This is a genomic window from Pseudomonas sp. Z1-29 (assembly GCF_051131995.1).
Classification (GTDB): domain Bacteria; phylum Pseudomonadota; class Gammaproteobacteria; order Pseudomonadales; family Pseudomonadaceae; genus Aquipseudomonas.
The window spans coordinates 4422607-4438189 of sequence record NZ_CP071645.1 but is presented as its reverse complement, the minus strand read 5'-3'; the positions used below and the strand labels follow the sequence as shown (position 1 = coordinate 4438189).

The following is a 15583-nucleotide window of genomic DNA, read 5'->3' as shown; positions in this document are numbered from 1 at the left end:
GAGTGATACGAATGGACGGCTTCAGATTTCCTTTACAGGCGTCTCGCATTGGGCGGTTTTGATCAATCCGATGACGTGAAGGCAGTCTGCCTTGTTCACGTAGGATTCACCGCTGGCGATGGTTTCGTGATTGCCGGCTCGCAGGCGCCAGCGCCATTGGCCTTGTCCTGTGTTCGGGGTCCCTCGGGTTTGTCGGTAGATTTCAAAGTACATCGGTTCGCTCCATGCGATTAACGGATTCAGGACATGCTGAACATGTCCTGGCAAGCCTAGCCAAGCTGGAATTTTTCGCTAATGGGAATACGTTTCCAATGATTGTGAGATATTTCCGCACATTGCAGCGCTTGCTTTATCCGACCGGAACCAGGAGCAATGGATGAACCGCAACGAATTGCGCAAGGCCGATATCAACCTGATGGTGGTTTTCGAAACGCTGATGCTTGAGCGTAACGTGACACGGGCGGCGGAAAAGCTGTTCCTCGGCCAGCCAACCATCAGCTCGGCCCTGAATCGCTTGCGCACGCTGTTCAATGATCCGTTGTTCATTCGGGTCGGGCATCGCATGGAGCCCACCGCGCGGGCCGAGGAAATCATCCAGCACCTGTCGCCGGCACTGGATTCGCTGTCGGTTGCCTTGAGCCTGACCCATGATTTCGACCCCTCCAGCAGTGCCATGACGTTTCGCATCGGGCTGTCCGACGATGTCGAGTTCGGCCTCTTGCCGCCGCTGTTGCGCAGCTTGCGGCAAGAGGCGCCGCAGATCGTGTTCGTAGTCCAGCATGTCGATTACTGGCGTATCCCCGATTTGCTGGCCTCGGGCGATATCACTGTCGGCATCAGCCAGACCCGTGGGCTGCCGGCCAATGCCAAGCGCAAGCTGTTGCGACATATCCAGCCCTGCGTGTTGCGCGCCGATGCCTCGGATACCCCGCTGACCCTGGATGAATACTGTTCGCGGCCCCACGTGCTGGTTTCCCATACCGCCAACATCGCCGGGTTTGCTGACGAATGGCTGGCCGAGATCGGTCGCAAGCGCCAGGTTGTGCTGTCGGTGCCGCAGTACAGCGCGCTGCCGGCGTTGCTGGCTGGCACTGACCTGATCGCCAGCCTGCCGGACTACACCGCCACCGCCATGGCCGCTTCCGGCCAGGTGTTCTGCGAACCCTTTCCCTTCCAGACACCGACCCTGGACCTCTCCATGGTCTGGCTGAGCCATGTCGACAATGACCCGGCCGAACGCTGGTTGCGGTCCCGCCTGGAGGCTTTCATGAGCGAGCGCGCCGGCTTGCTGGACGAAACAAAACCTGCCTGAAACTGCAAAGTCGAGGTATGGTTGCGCCGACTGTCATCCCAACATCATCTTTTCGAAACGGAGTCGAACACATGCCTCACTTGCACATGGAGTACACCGCCAACCTGACCGAGCTGAACGCCGACGTCGCGCTGTTGCGCATGAACAACGCACTGGTGGCATCCGGTCAGTTCGCCGCCGAGTTCGACATCAAGAGCCGGGCCGTGAAAATCGATACGTTTCGCGTCGGCACCGGCATGGGGGAGCGTGGGTTCGTGCATGTGAAGCTGGCTTTGCTGAGCGGCCGTTCGCCGGAAATCAAGAAGCAGCTGGCCGATAGCCTGCTGGCGGTGATCCAGGATCTTGGCCCATGGCCCGCCGGTGTGAGCGTGCAACTGTGCGTGGAAGTCCTCGATATCGACCGCGGCCCCTACGCCAAGGCCGCCATCGGTCTTTGAGGTTCAAGCGAGGTCTTGCCCGGGACAGGCCTTGACGATCTGTTCACGCAGCCAGGCGTTGGCGCTGTCCTGATCGGCCGCAAGGCTCCATTGCATGTCCAGGGTAAATCCCGGCAAGCCCGCCGGCGCCCGGCAGTGCTGGAATGTCGCTGCGCTGGCCAGCAATTGCTGGATGCGACGGGGCAGGGTCAGGAGGAAATCGGTACCGGTGATCATCTTCAACGCCGCGCCGTAACTGTTGGCACGTGCGGCGATCTGCCGTTGCCGAGCCTGCCGCGTCAGCCAGCCGTCGACCATGTTGGTGGGCGACGCCCAAGGCGTGGGGAAAACGTGTCGACGCTGTACGAACGCTTCGATGCTCAACGGCGATTCCAGCGGAGCCGACCGTTTGTCTGTCACGCAGACCAGTTCTTCTTCCAGCAGGCGTTGGGTCTTGAGATCGGCATGGCTGCTGTGGAAATGGGGGCCGAAACAGATCACCAGGTCCAGGCTGCCGTCACGCAAGTCATCAACGGGAATATCGGCTCCGAGCTTGTGCACGTTCACCACGACGGGCAGGTCTGCATGATCGAAGCCTTGCAGCAGTTGTGGCAGGAGCAGCTGTTCAAAGTATTCCGGTGCGCAAATCTCGAAGGTCACGGCCTGCCGGGTCGGATCGAAGGCCGGCGTGCCGGCATGGCAGAGGTTGATGCTTTGCAAGATGCTGCGCACATGCTCGTGCATGCCTTCGGCCTTGAAGGTGGGGCGCATGCCGGTCCGGGTGTTGATGAACAGTTCGTCGTCAAAGCAGGCCCGCAACTTTTTCAGGCTGTAGCTGACCGTTGACTGGCTGACGCAGAGGATTTCCGCCACACCGGTGACGCTGCCTTGCTCGAATACGGCGCTGAACACCATGAGGTCCTGCATGTCGAGCTTTCTGAGGGTGTTGCTGTTCAGCATCCGTTCTGTCTCTCGCTGTGCTCCTTGCGCGGGGCGTGCGCAAACAGGTTTTGATCCTAACGGAACGAGCGTGTGCAGAGAATGCCGACCGCTGCTTTTCCCGCTGGCAAGACGGTGTTCAGCCGGCATGGCGAAGACGATTGTTTAGCCGACGCCAACGCAGACTCCATCAAATCCTGGTTTAACGGCTCCTGGCGTCATGGGAGGCTCTTGTCGAATGTTTTTCCGTGATGCTCCTATGGATGGTTGGCCTGTCGCATTTCAATACCCGCCGTGCGCCGCCATCGTCCTGGTCGGCGCCCAACCGCCTGCCGTGCCTCCAGCATCCTTTGCGCTGCCCTGCGAACTGGCGTTCTGGGCCCTCTGGCATTGTCGCCACGCACGTCCTCCGGATGGCCGTATTTCCTGTTGATTCCTTGAACCGTGCTCGTTGATAGCGAGCACAGGATGACGGTGCCTGATCGCCCGTCCGACACGAAAATACGAGCGTTCCCATGAGTCTTGTCGAATCTTCTTTTGCCTCCGTGCAGCAAGCCCAGGCGTTCCTGGCACAGAATCCGGATATCGAGCTGTTCGAATTGTTTATCGTGGATAACAACGGTGTGCCTCGGGGCAAGTGGCTGCATCGGGACGAGCTGCTCGCGGTCTACCAGAGTGGCCGGCCACTGCCGAGCACGATCCTCGGACTGACGCTCAATGGCGACGATGTTGAGAACTCTGGCCTGGTCTGGGACGTCGGTGATATCGATTGTCGTGCCTACCCCATCAGCGGCAGCTTGCAGCGCATGCCGTGGCGGCGGATTCCTACCGCCGCCGTGCAAGTCGGCATGCATCCCCGGGAGGGCATGCCGGCGGCCATCGCCGATCCGCGCTATCTGCTCAGTCGGGTGATCGAAGCCTTGCAGGCGCAGGGTTATTACCCGGTGATGGCGGCGGAGCTGGAGTTCTACCTGCTGGATGCGCAACGGGACAGCGAGGGGCGGCCGCAACCGGCGCGGGACGCAGATGGGAGCAGGCCGCGTTCCACCCAGGTCTATGGTTTGCGTGAGCTGGAGCAGATCGAGCCCTTCCTCGCCGATCTTTATGCGGCCTGCAAGCTGCAGGGTATCCCGGCCCGTACGGCCATTTCCGAATACGCGCCGGGGCAGGTCGAGATCACGCTTGAACACCGCACCGATGCCCTGCAAGCCATGGATGACGCAGTGCGCTACAAACGGCTGGTCAAGGGCGTGGCGCACCAGCACGGCATGGCTGCCTGTTTTATGGCCAAACCGTTCGATCATCTGGCGGGTTCCGGCATGCACATGCATGTGAGTCTCGCCGACCGGGAGGGCAATAACCTGTTTGCCAGCGAAGCCGCCGACGGCACGCCGTTGCTGCGTCATGCGGTGGGCGGGATGCTCGCGACTTTGCTCGATTCGCTGCTGTTGTTTTGCCCTAATGCCAATTCCTACCGCCGTTTCCAAAGCCACAGCTACGCGCCGCTGGCTGCGACCTGGGGCGTGGACAACCGCACCGTCAGCCTGAGAGTCCCGGGTGGCCCGGCCTTTTCTCGGCACATCGAACACCGTATCTGTGGTGCCGATGCCAATCCGTACCTGGCCGCAGCGGCGATCCTGGCCGGTATCCATCTTGGCATATGCGAACAGCGCGATCCCGGAGCGCCTGTCGAGGGCAACGGATACGCCCAGGCGAGCCAATTGTTGCCCACCGACTGGCTGACCACCTTACGTGCCCTTGAATCTTCGACATGGGCGCGGGACGCGTTGGGGGATGAATTCCTTGGCGTCTACCTGGCGGTCAAGCGCGCCGAATATCGCCAGTTCATGGGCGAGGTCGGCGAGCAGGATTGGCGTTGGTACCTGAACCAGGCCTGAAGTGTTTTGAAGTGGCTGTTGAAAAATTATTTAACAGCAACTTTTTCACGAAAAATTGATGGTGGATTGCCTAAAGTTTGTGTTGCCGTAGCAAATGAATTTTTCACATTTGCCTACGGCAGGTCTTTTTAAAGAGCAACTTTCAGGAAGTCTCCAACCCTCATGCTGACTATTAAAGCCGTGCGCCCCGAGTGGGTGACGCTGGTCGCCAGTGCCTTTTTGTTAGTGGGCTTCAACGCCATTCTCTGGGAGCACCTGCTCGCCATCACGGCGGCGGACGGACACGGTGTGTTGCTGTGCATGGCGTTTGCCGTGATGGTGTTCTGCGCGTTCAACCTGGTGCTGACACTGGTGGCGTTCCGTCCGCTGCTCAAGCCGTTGTTGATGCTGTTGTTCATGATCAGCGCCGGGGTCGCTTATTTCATGGCCCAATACGGTGTTTTGATTGATGCCGGCATGTTGCGTAACTTTGCCGAAACCAATGCCACGGAAGTGCGTGACCTGTTGTCGTTAAAGTTGTTTGGCTACCTTTTACTGTTAGGTGTACTGCCTGCATGGTTACTGTTCAAGACCCCGATAAGTTATCGTCGCTGGCCCAGGGAGTTGTTAAGCAAGTTGCTCGTCGGCGTCGTCTCGGCTGCGCTGTTGGGCGGGGTTGCCTTGATCAATTACCAAGGGTTGTCTTCGCTGTTTCGCAATCATCACGAGTTGCATCTGATGGTGGTGCCGAGCAACTACATCGGCGCCTCGATCGGCTACTTGCGCGAGCAGGTCGCCTCGGCCAAGCAGCCGTTCATTACATTGGGCGAGGATGCGCAGCGCAACCCGGCCTGGCAAACCCATGGGCGCAAATCCCTGACGGTGCTGGTGGTGGGCGAGAGCGCGCGTGCAGAGAACTTTGGCATTCTCGGCTATCACCGCGATACCACGCCGCAGTTGGATAAAGAGGCCGGCCTGATTGCCTTTACCGACGTGCATTCCTGCGGCACCGAGACCGCCGTGTCGGTGCCGTGCATGTTTTCCAACATGGGCCGCAAGAACTACGACGCGAGCAAGGCCAAGAACGAAGAGGGCCTGCTGGATGTGCTCAAGCGCGCCGGACTGGAAGTGATCTGGCGCGACAACCAGTCCGGCTGCAAAGGCACCTGTGATCGGGTTGCGGTGCAGGACGTGAGTAATCTCAAGGACCCGGCCCTGTGTGCCAACAGTGAATGCCGCGATGAAATCCTGCTCCAGGGCCTGCAGCAGTTCATCGATACCCTCGACAAGGACACGGTGCTGGTGTTGCACCAGATGGGCAGCCACGGACCGGAATACTTCAAGCGTTATCCCAAGGAGTACGAGCATTTCACCCCGGTGTGTGAAAGCAACGCGTTGAATAATTGCAGCCGCGAAAGCATCGTCAACGGCTACGACAATACGCTGGTATACACCGACCACGTGCTGTCGACCCTGATTGACCTGCTGCGGATAAATCAGGACAAGGTCGACACGGCCATGCTGTACCTGTCGGACCATGGCGAGTCGCTTGGCGAATACAACCTGTTCCTCCATGGCACGCCTTATATGCTCGCTCCGGAGCAACAGAAACATGTGGCGATGCTGGCCTGGTTCTCCGACGGTTATCAGAAAGCCTTCTCGGTCGACACGCATTGCCTGCAACTGAGTCGGGACAAACCCCTCAGTCAGGACAACCTGTTTCATTCGATGCTCGGGCTGCTGGAGGTCAACAGCAAGGTCTACAACCAGGAGCTGGACATGTTTGCCGGTTGTCGCGGCGCAGTCATCGACGGCGTGCTGGCCCGTGAGTAGAAGTTTCCTACACCTTTTTTTCACGCGGCACTGTTTAAGCTGTTGCTCACTTATTTTTACTGAGCTGTGAGTATGCCCGGGCAATCCCCATCCACCGTCGAGCTTGAATTCACCCGACAGCACGAGCAGGAGCATGCGCAAACCTGCCATCAACCGGCGCCTCGGCGGTTGCGCCTGGTGTTCTGGCGTGACGAGCAGTTGGTGCGCAACGCTCTGAAGGCCGCCGGCGAGCCCGGCCTGGTGCTGGATGTGGCGTGCGGGGCGGGGCGCTTCTGGCCGGTGCTGGCCGAACATGCCAACCGGGTGATCCTCGCGGCGGACCCGTCGCCGCAAATGCTTGATCACGCGCTCGCCCACCACGACGAAGCGTTACTTGAGCGGGTCAGGACCTTCCCGAGTTCCGCGTTCACCCTCGGGCTATCCGCGAACGCGGTGGACTGTATTTTTTGTCTGCAACTGTTTCTGCATATCCAGGCCAGCGAGCATCGCCTGGCGTTGCTGCGCGAATTCCATCGGGTCAGCCGCGACACAGTGATCGTGTCGGTCCAGATCGAGGGCCGGCTGAGAACCGGCCAGCCGCCACCCAGGCGCCTGGTCGACCGGGCCCGGGTCGAAGCCGAGTTTATCGAGGCCGGTTTCAGCGTGCAGTGGTATCAGGATTTCCTGCCCGGTTTCGCCTTGAAGCGAGTTTATGTATTACGTAAGACCAGTTAACCGCTGATGTAGGACTATTCTTGCGTTTGCGCAGGCGATTTCTCTAAAGCTCTTGCTCCGTAGATGCTCGCAATCGCCGACGGCGATATATACTGCGCGCCATTCTTCAAGGGAGAGCCGTGTGGCCATCGATATTCACTGGATTCGCGACAACGATAGCCTCGGGCGGTTTTGCGCCGAATGGCAACAGTTGCCATTCGTCGCCCTCGACACCGAATTCATGCGGGTCGACACCTTTTATCCCATTGCCGGCTTGCTGCAGATCGGTGACGGTAAAAGCGCCTACCTGATCGACCCATTGACCATTGATGACTGGCAACCCTTGGCTGCGCTGCTGGAGAACCCGGCTGTGCTCAAGGTGTTGCATGCCTGCAGCGAGGATCTGGAAGTCTTGCTGCGCCTGACGGGCAGCCTGCCCGCGCCGCTGTTCGACACCCAGCTGGCCGCCGCTTACCTGAACCTGGGCTTTTCGATGGGTTACTCGCGGCTGGTGCAGGAAGTGCTGGGTATCGAGTTGCCCAAGGGCGAGACCCGTTCCGACTGGTTGCAGCGGCCCCTCTCCGAGACGCAGATCAGCTACGCCGCCGAGGATGCCGTGCACCTGGCGGAAGTTTTCGTCGAGTTGCGCCCGAAACTTTCCGGCGAAAAATACGCCTGGGTGCTGGAGGATGGCGCCGAACTGGTGGCCAACCTGCGGCGTGAAATCGACCCGTATGAGGTCTACCGCGACGCCAAGCTGGCCTGGAAGCTCTCCCGTGCGCAACTGGCCGTGCTGCGCGAGTTGTACGCCTGGCGCGAACGCGAGGCGCGAGCCCGTGACCTGCCACGTAACCGCATCCTCCGCGAGCATTCGCTGTGGCCCCTGGCCCGCACGCAACCGGATAACCTCGGCGCGCTGGCAAAAATAGAAGACATGCACCCGCGCACGGTGCGTCAGGACGGCGAATTCCTGCTGGACCTGATCAAGCGTGCCGGCAGCGTGCCGCCCGAACAATGGCCGCCCGCCGTGGCCGAGCCGCTGCCCATCGAGGCCGCGGCGCTGCTCAAGCGCCTCAAGGCGCTGGGCCAGGCTGAAGCCGAGCGCCTGGGCATTGCGCCTGAATTGATGTTACGCAAGAAAACCCTTGAAGCCCTGATCAAGAGCGGCTATCCCGAGGGACCTTACCAACTGCCCGATTCGCTGCGTGGCTGGCGCCGCGAGTTGATGGGCCAGGCGCTGCTCGACAGCCTGGCCACCGCCGGAGAACAGCCTTGAAACGTATCTGCTCCATCTACCGAAGCTCGAAAAAAAACGAGATGTACCTGTATGTGCTCAAGAGCGACGCCTTGAAGCGTGTGCCTGAGCCATTGATGGCGGCCTTCGGCAAGGCGATCCATGCCTTCGACCTGGTTCTGAGCCCGGAGCGGCAATTGTCCCGCGAAGACATCAACAAGGTGCTTGAGAACCTCGATACCCAGGGTTATCACCTGCAGATGCCACCGGCGGAAGACGAGTACATCGAGCATCTGCCCGAAGAGTTGTTGCGCCGCAACGACCCGGTCTGATTGCCTTGGGCGTCCGTCCTGGGGGCTCTCGAAACACTGGAATGATTATCGGGATGGCCGCGAAGATGGAGCAACACTCTGTCGGCGGTCGTTTGCACTGTTTTTGAAAGGTTTGATTCATGCGCGTTCTGATTGCCGAACACGACCACGCGATGTATGCCCAGCTCCTGCGCCAGGCTGCAGCCGATATCGAAATCCTGACCAGCGGCGACTCCGCTGAACTGTCACGCCTGGCCGCCGATTGCCCGGTCTGGCTCGGCCAGCCGGACTTGCTGGCGACCTTGTTGCGTCAGGGCCACAAGCCCCGTTGGTTGCAATCGACCTGGGCGGGGATCACGCCGCTGCTGGCCGAGGGCCTGACCCGTGACTACCGTCTGACCCGCGCGGTGGGCATTTTTGGCCAGGTCATGGCCGAATATGTGCTCACCTACATGCTCGGGCATGAGCGCGAAGTCCTGGCGCGCCTGGTCAGCCAGGTGGAGCGCAAATGGGATAATCGCCAGAGCCAGAGCCTGGCGGGCCGCAAGGTATTGATCGTCGGGACCGGCGATATCGGTCGCCGCGTGGCTGAGTTCCTGGTGCCATTTGGCGTGCAGTTGTACGGCATCGCCAGTGAAGCTCGGGAGTTGGCGCCGTTTATTGAAGTTGGCGCGTTGCAGGACTTGCCCCGTCTGGTGGGCGAGGTGGACTACGTGATCAACCTGTTGCCGAATACACCGGACACTCACGATATCTACGACGCGGCGTTGTTCAAGCAATTCAAACCCACCGGGCTGTTCATCAATGTCGGCCGTGGCGTGGCCGTGGTCGATGCGGACCTGGTGCAAGCGTTGCAGGACGGGCACCTGGCCGGTGCGGTAATCGACGTGTGCCGCCAGGAGCCGTTGCCACAGCGCCATCCGTTCTGGACCGCCTGGGGATTGTTGCTGACCGGCCACAGCTCCGCACCGACGTCGCCGCCGATGATGGTGCAGTTGTTCCTGGAGAACCTGCGCGCCTATGAGGCCGGCGAAGCGTTGCGCGGGGAAGTGGATTTCAGTCGGGGCTACTGATCCGGCATTCAATGCGGTCCATTGTGGGAGCGAGCCTGCTCGCGAAAGCGGTGTGTCAGTCGACATCCCTATGTCTGACTGGGCGCTTTCGCGAGCAGGCTCGCTCCCACAGGGATTGTGTCGAGATCAGAGGGTGAAATCACCCTCGGCCACCAGCTCGCTCAACGGCCGGCGCGGGCTCGGCACTTCGCGGGCCTGGAGGTAGTCGGCCAGCGTCGATTTGTCTCCCAGCTTGCCAATCGCCACGGCCGCGTGCAGAGCGTAGCCGTCGGGTATCTTCAGTTCCTTGCGGGTCAGGTCCTGGTCGAAGCCGGCCATGCCGTGGGTGTGCCAGCCGCTGAGGCTCGCTTGCAACGCCAGGTGGCCCCAGGCCGCGCCCGTGTCGAAGGTGTGGCACTGGGCCGGGGTTTCCTCGGTGGCGCCGGGCACCGCGAAGGTGGTTTTCGAGGCGATGATCACCAGCGCCGAGGCGTGTTGGGCCCAGCCACGGTTGAATTCGTTGAGCAGGCCCAGGTAACGCTCCCAGTTCGGCGTGTCGCGACGGGCATACAGGAAACGCCACGGCTGCGAGTTATAGGCCGAAGGCGCCCAGCGCGCGGCTTCGAAGAAGCTCAGCAGGGTTTCTTGGGAAATGCTTTCAGCGGTGAAAGCGCGGGGCGACCAGCGTTCGATGAATTGGGGGTGGATGGCGTATTCGGCGATGCGGGGATTGGCACTCATGGGCTTACCTTGGCTGGGATCGGGAACGTGATGAAGCAACCTACGTCCAGACATCCGGGCTGACAAGCCCCCTTGTACCGACAGTCGCCAATGCTTGGCCTCAAGAGGCCCCGGCACTAGACTGTCGGCCTTTTCACCACGTGATGTTGATGCTTGAGCCATGGCCGCCAAAGTCGAACCGTTCTGGATACGCAAAACCCTCGATCAGCTTGATTCACAGGAGTGGGAATCGCTGTGTGACGGCTGTGGCCTGTGCTGCCTGCAAAAGCTCGAAGACGAAGACGACAACAGCGTCTACTACACGCGCATCGCCTGCAAGTTGCTCGACCTGAAGACGTGTCAGTGCACCGATTACCCCAATCGTCGCGACTTTGTTCCTGATTGCATCCAGCTCACGCCGGGCAAGGCCGATGAGTTCAAATGGTTGCCGCCAACCTGCGGCTATCGCCTGGTCAGCGAGGGCAAGGACCTGCCGCTTTGGCACCATCTGGTCTGCGGCGACCGCGACGCGGTGCATCACGAACGCATTTCCCAATCCGGGCGCATGCTCGCCGAAGGCAGCGTGGCTGAAGAGGATTGGGAAGATCACCTGATTTTCCGCGCCGGCTGAAACATCCGCCATCGCACCCCGGGAGAACCCATGGCTGCAGGATTGAAACGGATGCTGGCGGCCGGGCTGCTGGCGGTGAGCGGACCGCTGTGGGCCGCGCAGAAAGTCGATCTGGATTATCACGTCCACCTGTTGCCGCAGAGCGACCAGGCCGAAGTGCGCCTGACGCTGGCGCGGGGCTCGGCGGTGCGCAGCCTGGATTTCGACCTTGGGGGCGATGGTCGCTACAGTGATTTCAAAGCCGATGGCCAGTGGCAACTGACTCCCGGTCACGAAGCTCGGGGCGTCTGGCGCCCAGCCGCCGACAAGGCGAGCCTGACTTATCGCGTCCGCCTCAGCGAGTCGCGCAAAAACGGCTCCTTTGAGACCCGCATGACCCCCGGATGGGCGCTCCTGCGCGGTGATGATCTGGTACCGCCAGCCAGGCTGGATCAGCAGGACGGCACCGAGCTGGTGTCACGCCTGGAATTCGAATTGCCGGGTGGCTGGCAAAGCATCGAGACGCCCTGGCCGCGTATCGGCAAGCAGCGTTTTCGCATCGACAACCCTTCGCGCCTGTTCGACCGGCCGACGGGCTGGATGCTGGCCGGCAAGCTCGGCAGCCGCCGCACGCGCCTGGGCGAGACCGAAGTGACCGTGGCTTCGCCGCGAGGCCAGGGCATGCGGCGGATGGACGTGCTGACACTGCTGACCTTCGTCTGGCCGCAGGTGCAGGCAATCGTGCCGCGCCATCCGGCCAAGCTGTTGATCGTTGGCGCGGGCGATCCGATGTGGCGTGGCGCCCAGGGCGGCCATGAATCGATTTACCTGCACAGCCGTCCGGCGCTGGTCAGCGAACGTGGCAGCAGCCCGTTATTGCGGGAGTTGATCCAGGTGCTGGCGCGCATCAACGATCATGATCGCAGCGACTGGATCAGCGAAGGGCTCAACGAGTATTACGCCATCGAATTGCTGCGCCGTGCCGGCGGCATGAGCGACGAGCGTTACCAGGCATTGAATGATCGACTCGCCCGGGACAGCAAGGGCGTCACGATGTTGCGTGGTGAACAGGTGAGCCCGGCGATGGTGTCCAAGGCGGTGTTGCTGTTGCAGGAGCTGGATCGGGAAATTCGCCTGAAAACCCGCAACAAGCGTTCGCTGGATGATGTGCTGCAAGGGGCGATGCGCTTGGAAACCGTCGACACCGAGGAGTTTGTGCAGCTCAGTGAGAGCATCCTGGGCGGGGGCTCCAGCGTTCTGGATACGCGGTTACTTCAGTAACACCGCTTTCGCGAGCAGGCTCGCTCCCACACTGGATCTTCGGTTGACTTACCCTTTGTAATCAACCAACTCCCTGTGGGAGCGAGCCTGCTCCGGGCGGCGTTCCGACGAAGGGGCCATCAGCCTCTACGCATCTGTCCGCTCAGAGCCCAGCCTTCGGCGAAACCAACGAATCATTCCCCGTCACCGTAGCGGTACCGGTAGCCGCCTCGGCATTGGTTTTCATGCGGCTCAGTTCATCGCCGGCCTGCTCGATCCGGGCGCGGGCGTCGTGCAGGTGCTGACGATTTTTTTCCAGCAGGGTCTTGGCCGAACAATGCCCGGTGATGCCGCGGGCCAGGGCCATGCCGCCGATTGCCAGTTGGGCCAGGCCGATCACACCGCCGCGGCGCAAGCCCTTGCCCATCATCAGCACCCCACCGGCCAGTGACCCAATGCGCTCCCAGCCGTGCACGTTCTGCTGGCTGCGGGTTTGGAAAGGGGTGGTCTCAACCGGCCCGAACGGATTGTTGTCGCTCATGATCTGTCTCCAGTGTGGGGATGTGTATAAAGCTGACTGCCAGAGCGAATCCGTCGTTCCATGGAATTTCCCGCCGGTCAGCGAAATTGCGGCCCCGAGCGGGTGTTGTTGCCTTTGGCCATGCGGTCGTAGAGCACGACGTTGACTGTAGCGGCCAGGTTCATGCAGCCGTTGGTGGGGATATAGATCACATCTTCGCACCAGTCGCGGATGTCCTTGTCCAGGGAACCGTCTTCCGGGCCGAAGATGTACAGGGCCCGGTCCGGATGGGTGTATTCGGGCAAGGGGCGGGCGCCGTCCACCAGTTCGACGGCCACCGGCACGCAGCCCAGGGGCAGGATTTTTTTCAGGTCGTCGATGCCGATCAGCGGGATGTCGTAGTGGACTTTCTTGGTATCGGTAACGAAGTCGGCAGCGCGTTCGTAGCGCTTGCCGGTGTAGAACACCGACGCGACGCCGTAACAGCCGGCGGCACGCATGACCGAACCGACGTTTTCCGGCGACTTGGGGTTGAACAGACCGATGCAGCTGTAGCGTTTGTTGGCCACGGACGGGGTGCCTTTGGGAAAAGGCGCGATTATACGGGGAATGGGGGAGGGTGGTCAGGTTCGAGATCAGTGGTGGCTGGTTGACCGCTTTCGCGAGCAGGCTCGCTCCCACAGCATTTTGTGAACAGCAAAAATCCAATGTGGGAGCGAGCCTGCTCGCGAAGGCGGCCTTGCGGGCTCACTCGTCTTTTTTCATCAACCCGGCCAGCGCGGCGAAGGGGTTATGCGTCGCCTTGGCGATCTTCGGCGTGCTCAGGGAGCCGTCGCCGAAGTATTGCTGGTCGGTGTAGCGCGAGTGCTCGTTGTCGTGGCAGTACAGGCACAGCAGTTCCCAGTTGGAACCGTCCTGCGGGTTGTTGTCGTGGTTGTGGTCACGGTGATGGACGGTCAGTTCGCTCAGGCGCTTGCCGGAAAACTCACGGGCGCAGCGACCGCAGACGTGGGGGTACATTTTCAGGGCTTTGTCGCGGTAGCCCATTTCCCGGTCGCGCTGGGCGTCGGCGAGGATGCGGTCGAGCTTGGCGGTGTTGGACGGTGGGGTGGACGAACTCATGGGTTCACCTTTGTAAAAAGACTGATGACGGTTGGACAGAGTTTAGCTCAGCCCTTGAGCTTCTCGGCAATCCAGATGGTGTGGCGGGTGCCTTTGTTGCCATGGGCGAACACTTGCACCTCTTCGGCCTTGAAGCCGGCCTTTTTCAGCTTGTCGGAAAACTGCCGGTCAGCGCTGGCCGACCATACCGCCAGCACGCCCTTGGGGCGCAGCGCCTTGGCGCACGCGGCGAGGCCACCGGCCGAATACAGCCAACTGTTGGCTTTCTGGGTAAGGCCTTCCGGGCCGTTGTCGACATCCAGCATGATCGCGTCGAACCCCTGCGGCTCGGCTTGCAGGACCTTGGCGACGTCTTCCATGCGGATCACGGTGCGCGGGTCCGACAGCGGTCGCCCGGCCTTTTCGCCGAGGGGGCCGCGGTTCCACTCGACCACCCCCGGGACCAGTTCAGCCACTACCACTTCGGCGCTCTTGCCCAGTTGTTTGAGGGCGGAGGCGAGGGTGAAGCCCATGCCGAGACCACCGATCAGCACCCGCGAGCCGGGACGGCCGGCGACCTTGCGACAGGGAATCTCGGCCAGGGCATCTTCGGAACCGTGCATGCGGGTATTCATCAACTGTCCGCCGTCACCGCCCTGGATCTTGATGACGAAGTCTTCGCCATACTCGAAAAGGCACAAGGCACCGCCGTTGTCGGGAATGGGCGTGGTGTCGAGCAGAACGAAACGTTTCATGGAAATCTCATGGGAATGGGGCAGACCGGCCCGGTTGGGACTAGCCTGAAAGCAGACAATAGCCACGGAGCCATTGATGAAGTGCACCATTCTAACGGCCATTGCCGTGGCGGCGCTCTCGATAAGTTGCGCCCAGGCGCAGCAGCCGACGATTCCCGTGAACCCGCCGAGCATTCCCGGGGCGCCGGGCACCGCCACGCCCATGCCATATCCGCCGGTCACGCCCAACGGCGTGCCCAAGGCTGCCCCACCGGGTGGCGGCCCGCCGCTGTTGCCGCCGATCGAAATGCCCAGGCCGCCGAAGGACCAGCCGATCCCGGGCATGGAGCCGAAGCCGCCGAAGGCCAAGTCGCCGGGGGGTTAGATCGCCAACACCACACAATACCCACAGGTTCTGTATTTAGAGATAGAAAGCGCTACACCTGCTGCGACAGCAACTGCCCGTCGGCCATGCGCAGGCGCTTGGACAGGGAGACGGCAAGGGCGCGGATGATCTTGGCGGCGATCTTCGGTGCGTCGTTGAGCATTTTTTCCAGGGAGTCCTTGCCCAGGTTCAACAACTGGCAATCGGTGGCCGCGATGCAACTGGCCGAGCGTCGTTCGCCGTCGAGCACGGCCATTTCGCCGAAGGCGCGGCCGCTGCGCAGCGTGGCGATGGTCACGGGCTGGCCGTCGGGGCCGGTTTTCTGCACGGCCACCTGGCCGGTGTGAAGGATGCACATGAAACTGCCGGCATCGCCCTCGCGAAAAATCGCTTCGCCCTGGGCGACGGTACTGATGCTGAAATAGCCCGATGCCGCGGCGAAGTCGACGGGCAGCAGTTGGTCGAAGAGACCACAGTCCATCAGCCAGTCGCGAATTTGGTTGTTCAGTAAGGTCGGTTCTGACATGTCGTCACGGTCTTTTCTTATCGTGTTCTGCGGTTTTGGATTGTCTTGAATGTAAGGCGA

General features: G+C 61.2%; 19 protein-coding genes. 11 read left to right on the top strand and 8 right to left on the bottom strand.

The features are described 5' to 3' along the window. Positions 1-21: 21 nt before the first annotated feature. Positions 22-213: a YegP family protein gene (locus J3P84_RS20140; RefSeq protein WP_434625423.1), complete on the bottom strand. Its 192-nt coding sequence runs from the start codon at positions 211-213 to the stop codon at positions 22-24. A gap of 163 nt (positions 214-376) precedes the next feature. Between J3P84_RS20140 and J3P84_RS20135 the strand changes: the two genes are divergently transcribed. Next, on the top strand, positions 377-1312 hold the full coding sequence (locus J3P84_RS20135) for a LysR substrate-binding domain-containing protein (RefSeq protein WP_434569479.1): 936 nt from the start codon (positions 377-379) through the stop codon (positions 1310-1312). A 71-nt stretch (positions 1313-1383) separates the two neighbouring features. Next, entirely contained in the window at positions 1384-1749 is a 366-nt protein-coding gene (locus tag J3P84_RS20130; protein WP_434625421.1) for a 5-carboxymethyl-2-hydroxymuconate Delta-isomerase, read from the top strand. Between the two features lie 3 nt (positions 1750-1752). On the opposite strand, the gene J3P84_RS20125 is transcribed toward J3P84_RS20130, so the two are convergent. Further along, complete coding sequence (locus J3P84_RS20125; RefSeq protein WP_434625419.1) at positions 1753-2688, bottom strand: LysR substrate-binding domain-containing protein; 936 nt, start codon at positions 2686-2688, stop codon at positions 1753-1755. Between the two features lie 494 nt (positions 2689-3182). Between J3P84_RS20125 and J3P84_RS20120 the strand changes: the two genes are divergently transcribed. The 6 genes from J3P84_RS20120 to J3P84_RS20095 all read left to right on the top strand — a co-directional run bounded on the left by J3P84_RS20120 (position 3183) and on the right by J3P84_RS20095 (position 9688). Continuing rightward, positions 3183-4565 (top strand): glutamine synthetase family protein, encoded by a 1383-nt coding sequence (locus J3P84_RS20120; RefSeq protein ID WP_434625417.1) that lies wholly within the window; start codon positions 3183-3185, stop codon positions 4563-4565. Between the two features lie 162 nt (positions 4566-4727). Then, positions 4728-6377, top strand: a complete 1650-nt coding sequence (locus J3P84_RS20115) for a phosphoethanolamine transferase (protein WP_434625415.1) — start codon at positions 4728-4730, stop codon at positions 6375-6377. A gap of 72 nt (positions 6378-6449) precedes the next feature. Next, positions 6450-7091, top strand: a complete 642-nt coding sequence (locus J3P84_RS20110; RefSeq protein ID WP_434625413.1) for a class I SAM-dependent methyltransferase — start codon at positions 6450-6452, stop codon at positions 7089-7091. Positions 7092-7212: 121 nt separating this feature from the next. After that, a complete protein-coding gene (rnd, locus tag J3P84_RS20105; RefSeq protein ID WP_434625411.1) occupies positions 7213-8346 on the top strand; it encodes a ribonuclease D in 1134 nt (377 codons plus the stop codon). After that, on the top strand, positions 8343-8636 hold the full coding sequence (locus J3P84_RS20100) for a YcgL domain-containing protein (RefSeq protein WP_434625409.1): 294 nt from the start codon (positions 8343-8345) through the stop codon (positions 8634-8636). The genes rnd and J3P84_RS20100 overlap by 4 nt, the downstream gene beginning before the upstream one ends. 119 nt (positions 8637-8755) lie before the next feature. Then, positions 8756-9688, top strand: a complete 933-nt coding sequence (locus tag J3P84_RS20095; protein ID WP_434625407.1) for a D-2-hydroxyacid dehydrogenase — start codon at positions 8756-8758, stop codon at positions 9686-9688. Positions 9689-9814: 126 nt separating this feature from the next. Here the strand turns inward: J3P84_RS20095 and J3P84_RS20090 are convergent, their stop codons facing one another. Then, entirely contained in the window at positions 9815-10408 is a 594-nt protein-coding gene (locus tag J3P84_RS20090; protein ID WP_434625406.1) for a nitroreductase family protein, read from the bottom strand. Between the two features lie 160 nt (positions 10409-10568). On the opposite strand from J3P84_RS20090, the gene J3P84_RS20085 reads away from it, so the two are divergent. Then, entirely contained in the window at positions 10569-11018 is a 450-nt protein-coding gene (locus J3P84_RS20085; protein ID WP_003184256.1) for a YcgN family cysteine cluster protein, read from the top strand. 30 nt (positions 11019-11048) lie between these two features. Then, positions 11049-12278 (top strand): hypothetical protein, encoded by a 1230-nt coding sequence (locus J3P84_RS20080; protein WP_434625404.1) that lies wholly within the window; start codon positions 11049-11051, stop codon positions 12276-12278. 142 nt (positions 12279-12420) lie between these two features. On the opposite strand, the gene J3P84_RS20075 is transcribed toward J3P84_RS20080, so the two are convergent. From J3P84_RS20075 to J3P84_RS20060, 4 genes are all read right to left on the bottom strand, one after another. Then, positions 12421-12798 (bottom strand): YgaP family membrane protein, encoded by a 378-nt coding sequence (locus tag J3P84_RS20075; protein ID WP_434625402.1) that lies wholly within the window; start codon positions 12796-12798, stop codon positions 12421-12423. 77 nt (positions 12799-12875) lie between these two features. Further along, the gene (locus J3P84_RS20070) at positions 12876-13346 is read right to left on the bottom strand and encodes an RNA methyltransferase (protein ID WP_264432809.1); all 471 of its coding nucleotides are present in this window, start codon (positions 13344-13346) and stop codon (positions 12876-12878) included. Between the two features lie 178 nt (positions 13347-13524). After that, positions 13525-13899 (bottom strand): YajD family HNH nuclease, encoded by a 375-nt coding sequence (locus J3P84_RS20065; protein ID WP_003184246.1) that lies wholly within the window; start codon positions 13897-13899, stop codon positions 13525-13527. A gap of 47 nt (positions 13900-13946) precedes the next feature. Beyond that, on the bottom strand, positions 13947-14633 hold the full coding sequence (locus J3P84_RS20060) for a spermidine synthase (protein WP_434625400.1): 687 nt from the start codon (positions 14631-14633) through the stop codon (positions 13947-13949). Between the two features lie 76 nt (positions 14634-14709). On the opposite strand from J3P84_RS20060, the gene J3P84_RS20055 reads away from it, so the two are divergent. Next, complete coding sequence (locus tag J3P84_RS20055; protein ID WP_434625398.1) at positions 14710-14997, top strand: hypothetical protein; 288 nt, start codon at positions 14710-14712, stop codon at positions 14995-14997. Between the two features lie 52 nt (positions 14998-15049). Here the strand turns inward: J3P84_RS20055 and J3P84_RS20050 are convergent, their stop codons facing one another. Beyond that, a complete protein-coding gene (locus J3P84_RS20050; protein ID WP_434625396.1) occupies positions 15050-15523 on the bottom strand; it encodes a cyclic nucleotide-binding domain-containing protein in 474 nt (157 codons plus the stop codon). Positions 15524-15583: the final 60 nt, after the last annotated feature.

Coding starts and splice junctions, on each gene's coding strand:
- J3P84_RS20065 (WP_003184246.1), bottom strand. CDS start 13,899: ATGAGTTCGTCCACCCCACCGTCCAACACCGCCAAGCTCGACCGCATC.
- J3P84_RS20060 (WP_434625400.1), bottom strand. CDS start 14,633: ATGAAACGTTTCGTTCTGCTCGACACCACGCCCATTCCCGACAACGGC.
- J3P84_RS20080 (WP_434625404.1), top strand. CDS start 11,049: ATGGCTGCAGGATTGAAACGGATGCTGGCGGCCGGGCTGCTGGCGGTG.
- J3P84_RS20125 (WP_434625419.1), bottom strand. CDS start 2,688: ATGCTGAACAGCAACACCCTCAGAAAGCTCGACATGCAGGACCTCATG.
- J3P84_RS20095 (WP_434625407.1), top strand. CDS start 8,756: ATGCGCGTTCTGATTGCCGAACACGACCACGCGATGTATGCCCAGCTC.
- J3P84_RS20130 (WP_434625421.1), top strand. CDS start 1,384: ATGCCTCACTTGCACATGGAGTACACCGCCAACCTGACCGAGCTGAAC.
- J3P84_RS20115 (WP_434625415.1), top strand. CDS start 4,728: ATGCTGACTATTAAAGCCGTGCGCCCCGAGTGGGTGACGCTGGTCGCC.
- J3P84_RS20135 (WP_434569479.1), top strand. CDS start 377: ATGAACCGCAACGAATTGCGCAAGGCCGATATCAACCTGATGGTGGTT.
- J3P84_RS20050 (WP_434625396.1), bottom strand. CDS start 15,523: ATGTCAGAACCGACCTTACTGAACAACCAAATTCGCGACTGGCTGATG.
- J3P84_RS20120 (WP_434625417.1), top strand. CDS start 3,183: ATGAGTCTTGTCGAATCTTCTTTTGCCTCCGTGCAGCAAGCCCAGGCG.
- J3P84_RS20090 (WP_434625406.1), bottom strand. CDS start 10,408: ATGAGTGCCAATCCCCGCATCGCCGAATACGCCATCCACCCCCAATTC.
- J3P84_RS20075 (WP_434625402.1), bottom strand. CDS start 12,798: ATGAGCGACAACAATCCGTTCGGGCCGGTTGAGACCACCCCTTTCCAA.
- J3P84_RS20055 (WP_434625398.1), top strand. CDS start 14,710: ATGAAGTGCACCATTCTAACGGCCATTGCCGTGGCGGCGCTCTCGATA.
- J3P84_RS20110 (WP_434625413.1), top strand. CDS start 6,450: ATGCCCGGGCAATCCCCATCCACCGTCGAGCTTGAATTCACCCGACAG.
- J3P84_RS20140 (WP_434625423.1), bottom strand. CDS start 213: ATGTACTTTGAAATCTACCGACAAACCCGAGGGACCCCGAACACAGGA.
- J3P84_RS20085 (WP_003184256.1), top strand. CDS start 10,569: ATGGCCGCCAAAGTCGAACCGTTCTGGATACGCAAAACCCTCGATCAG.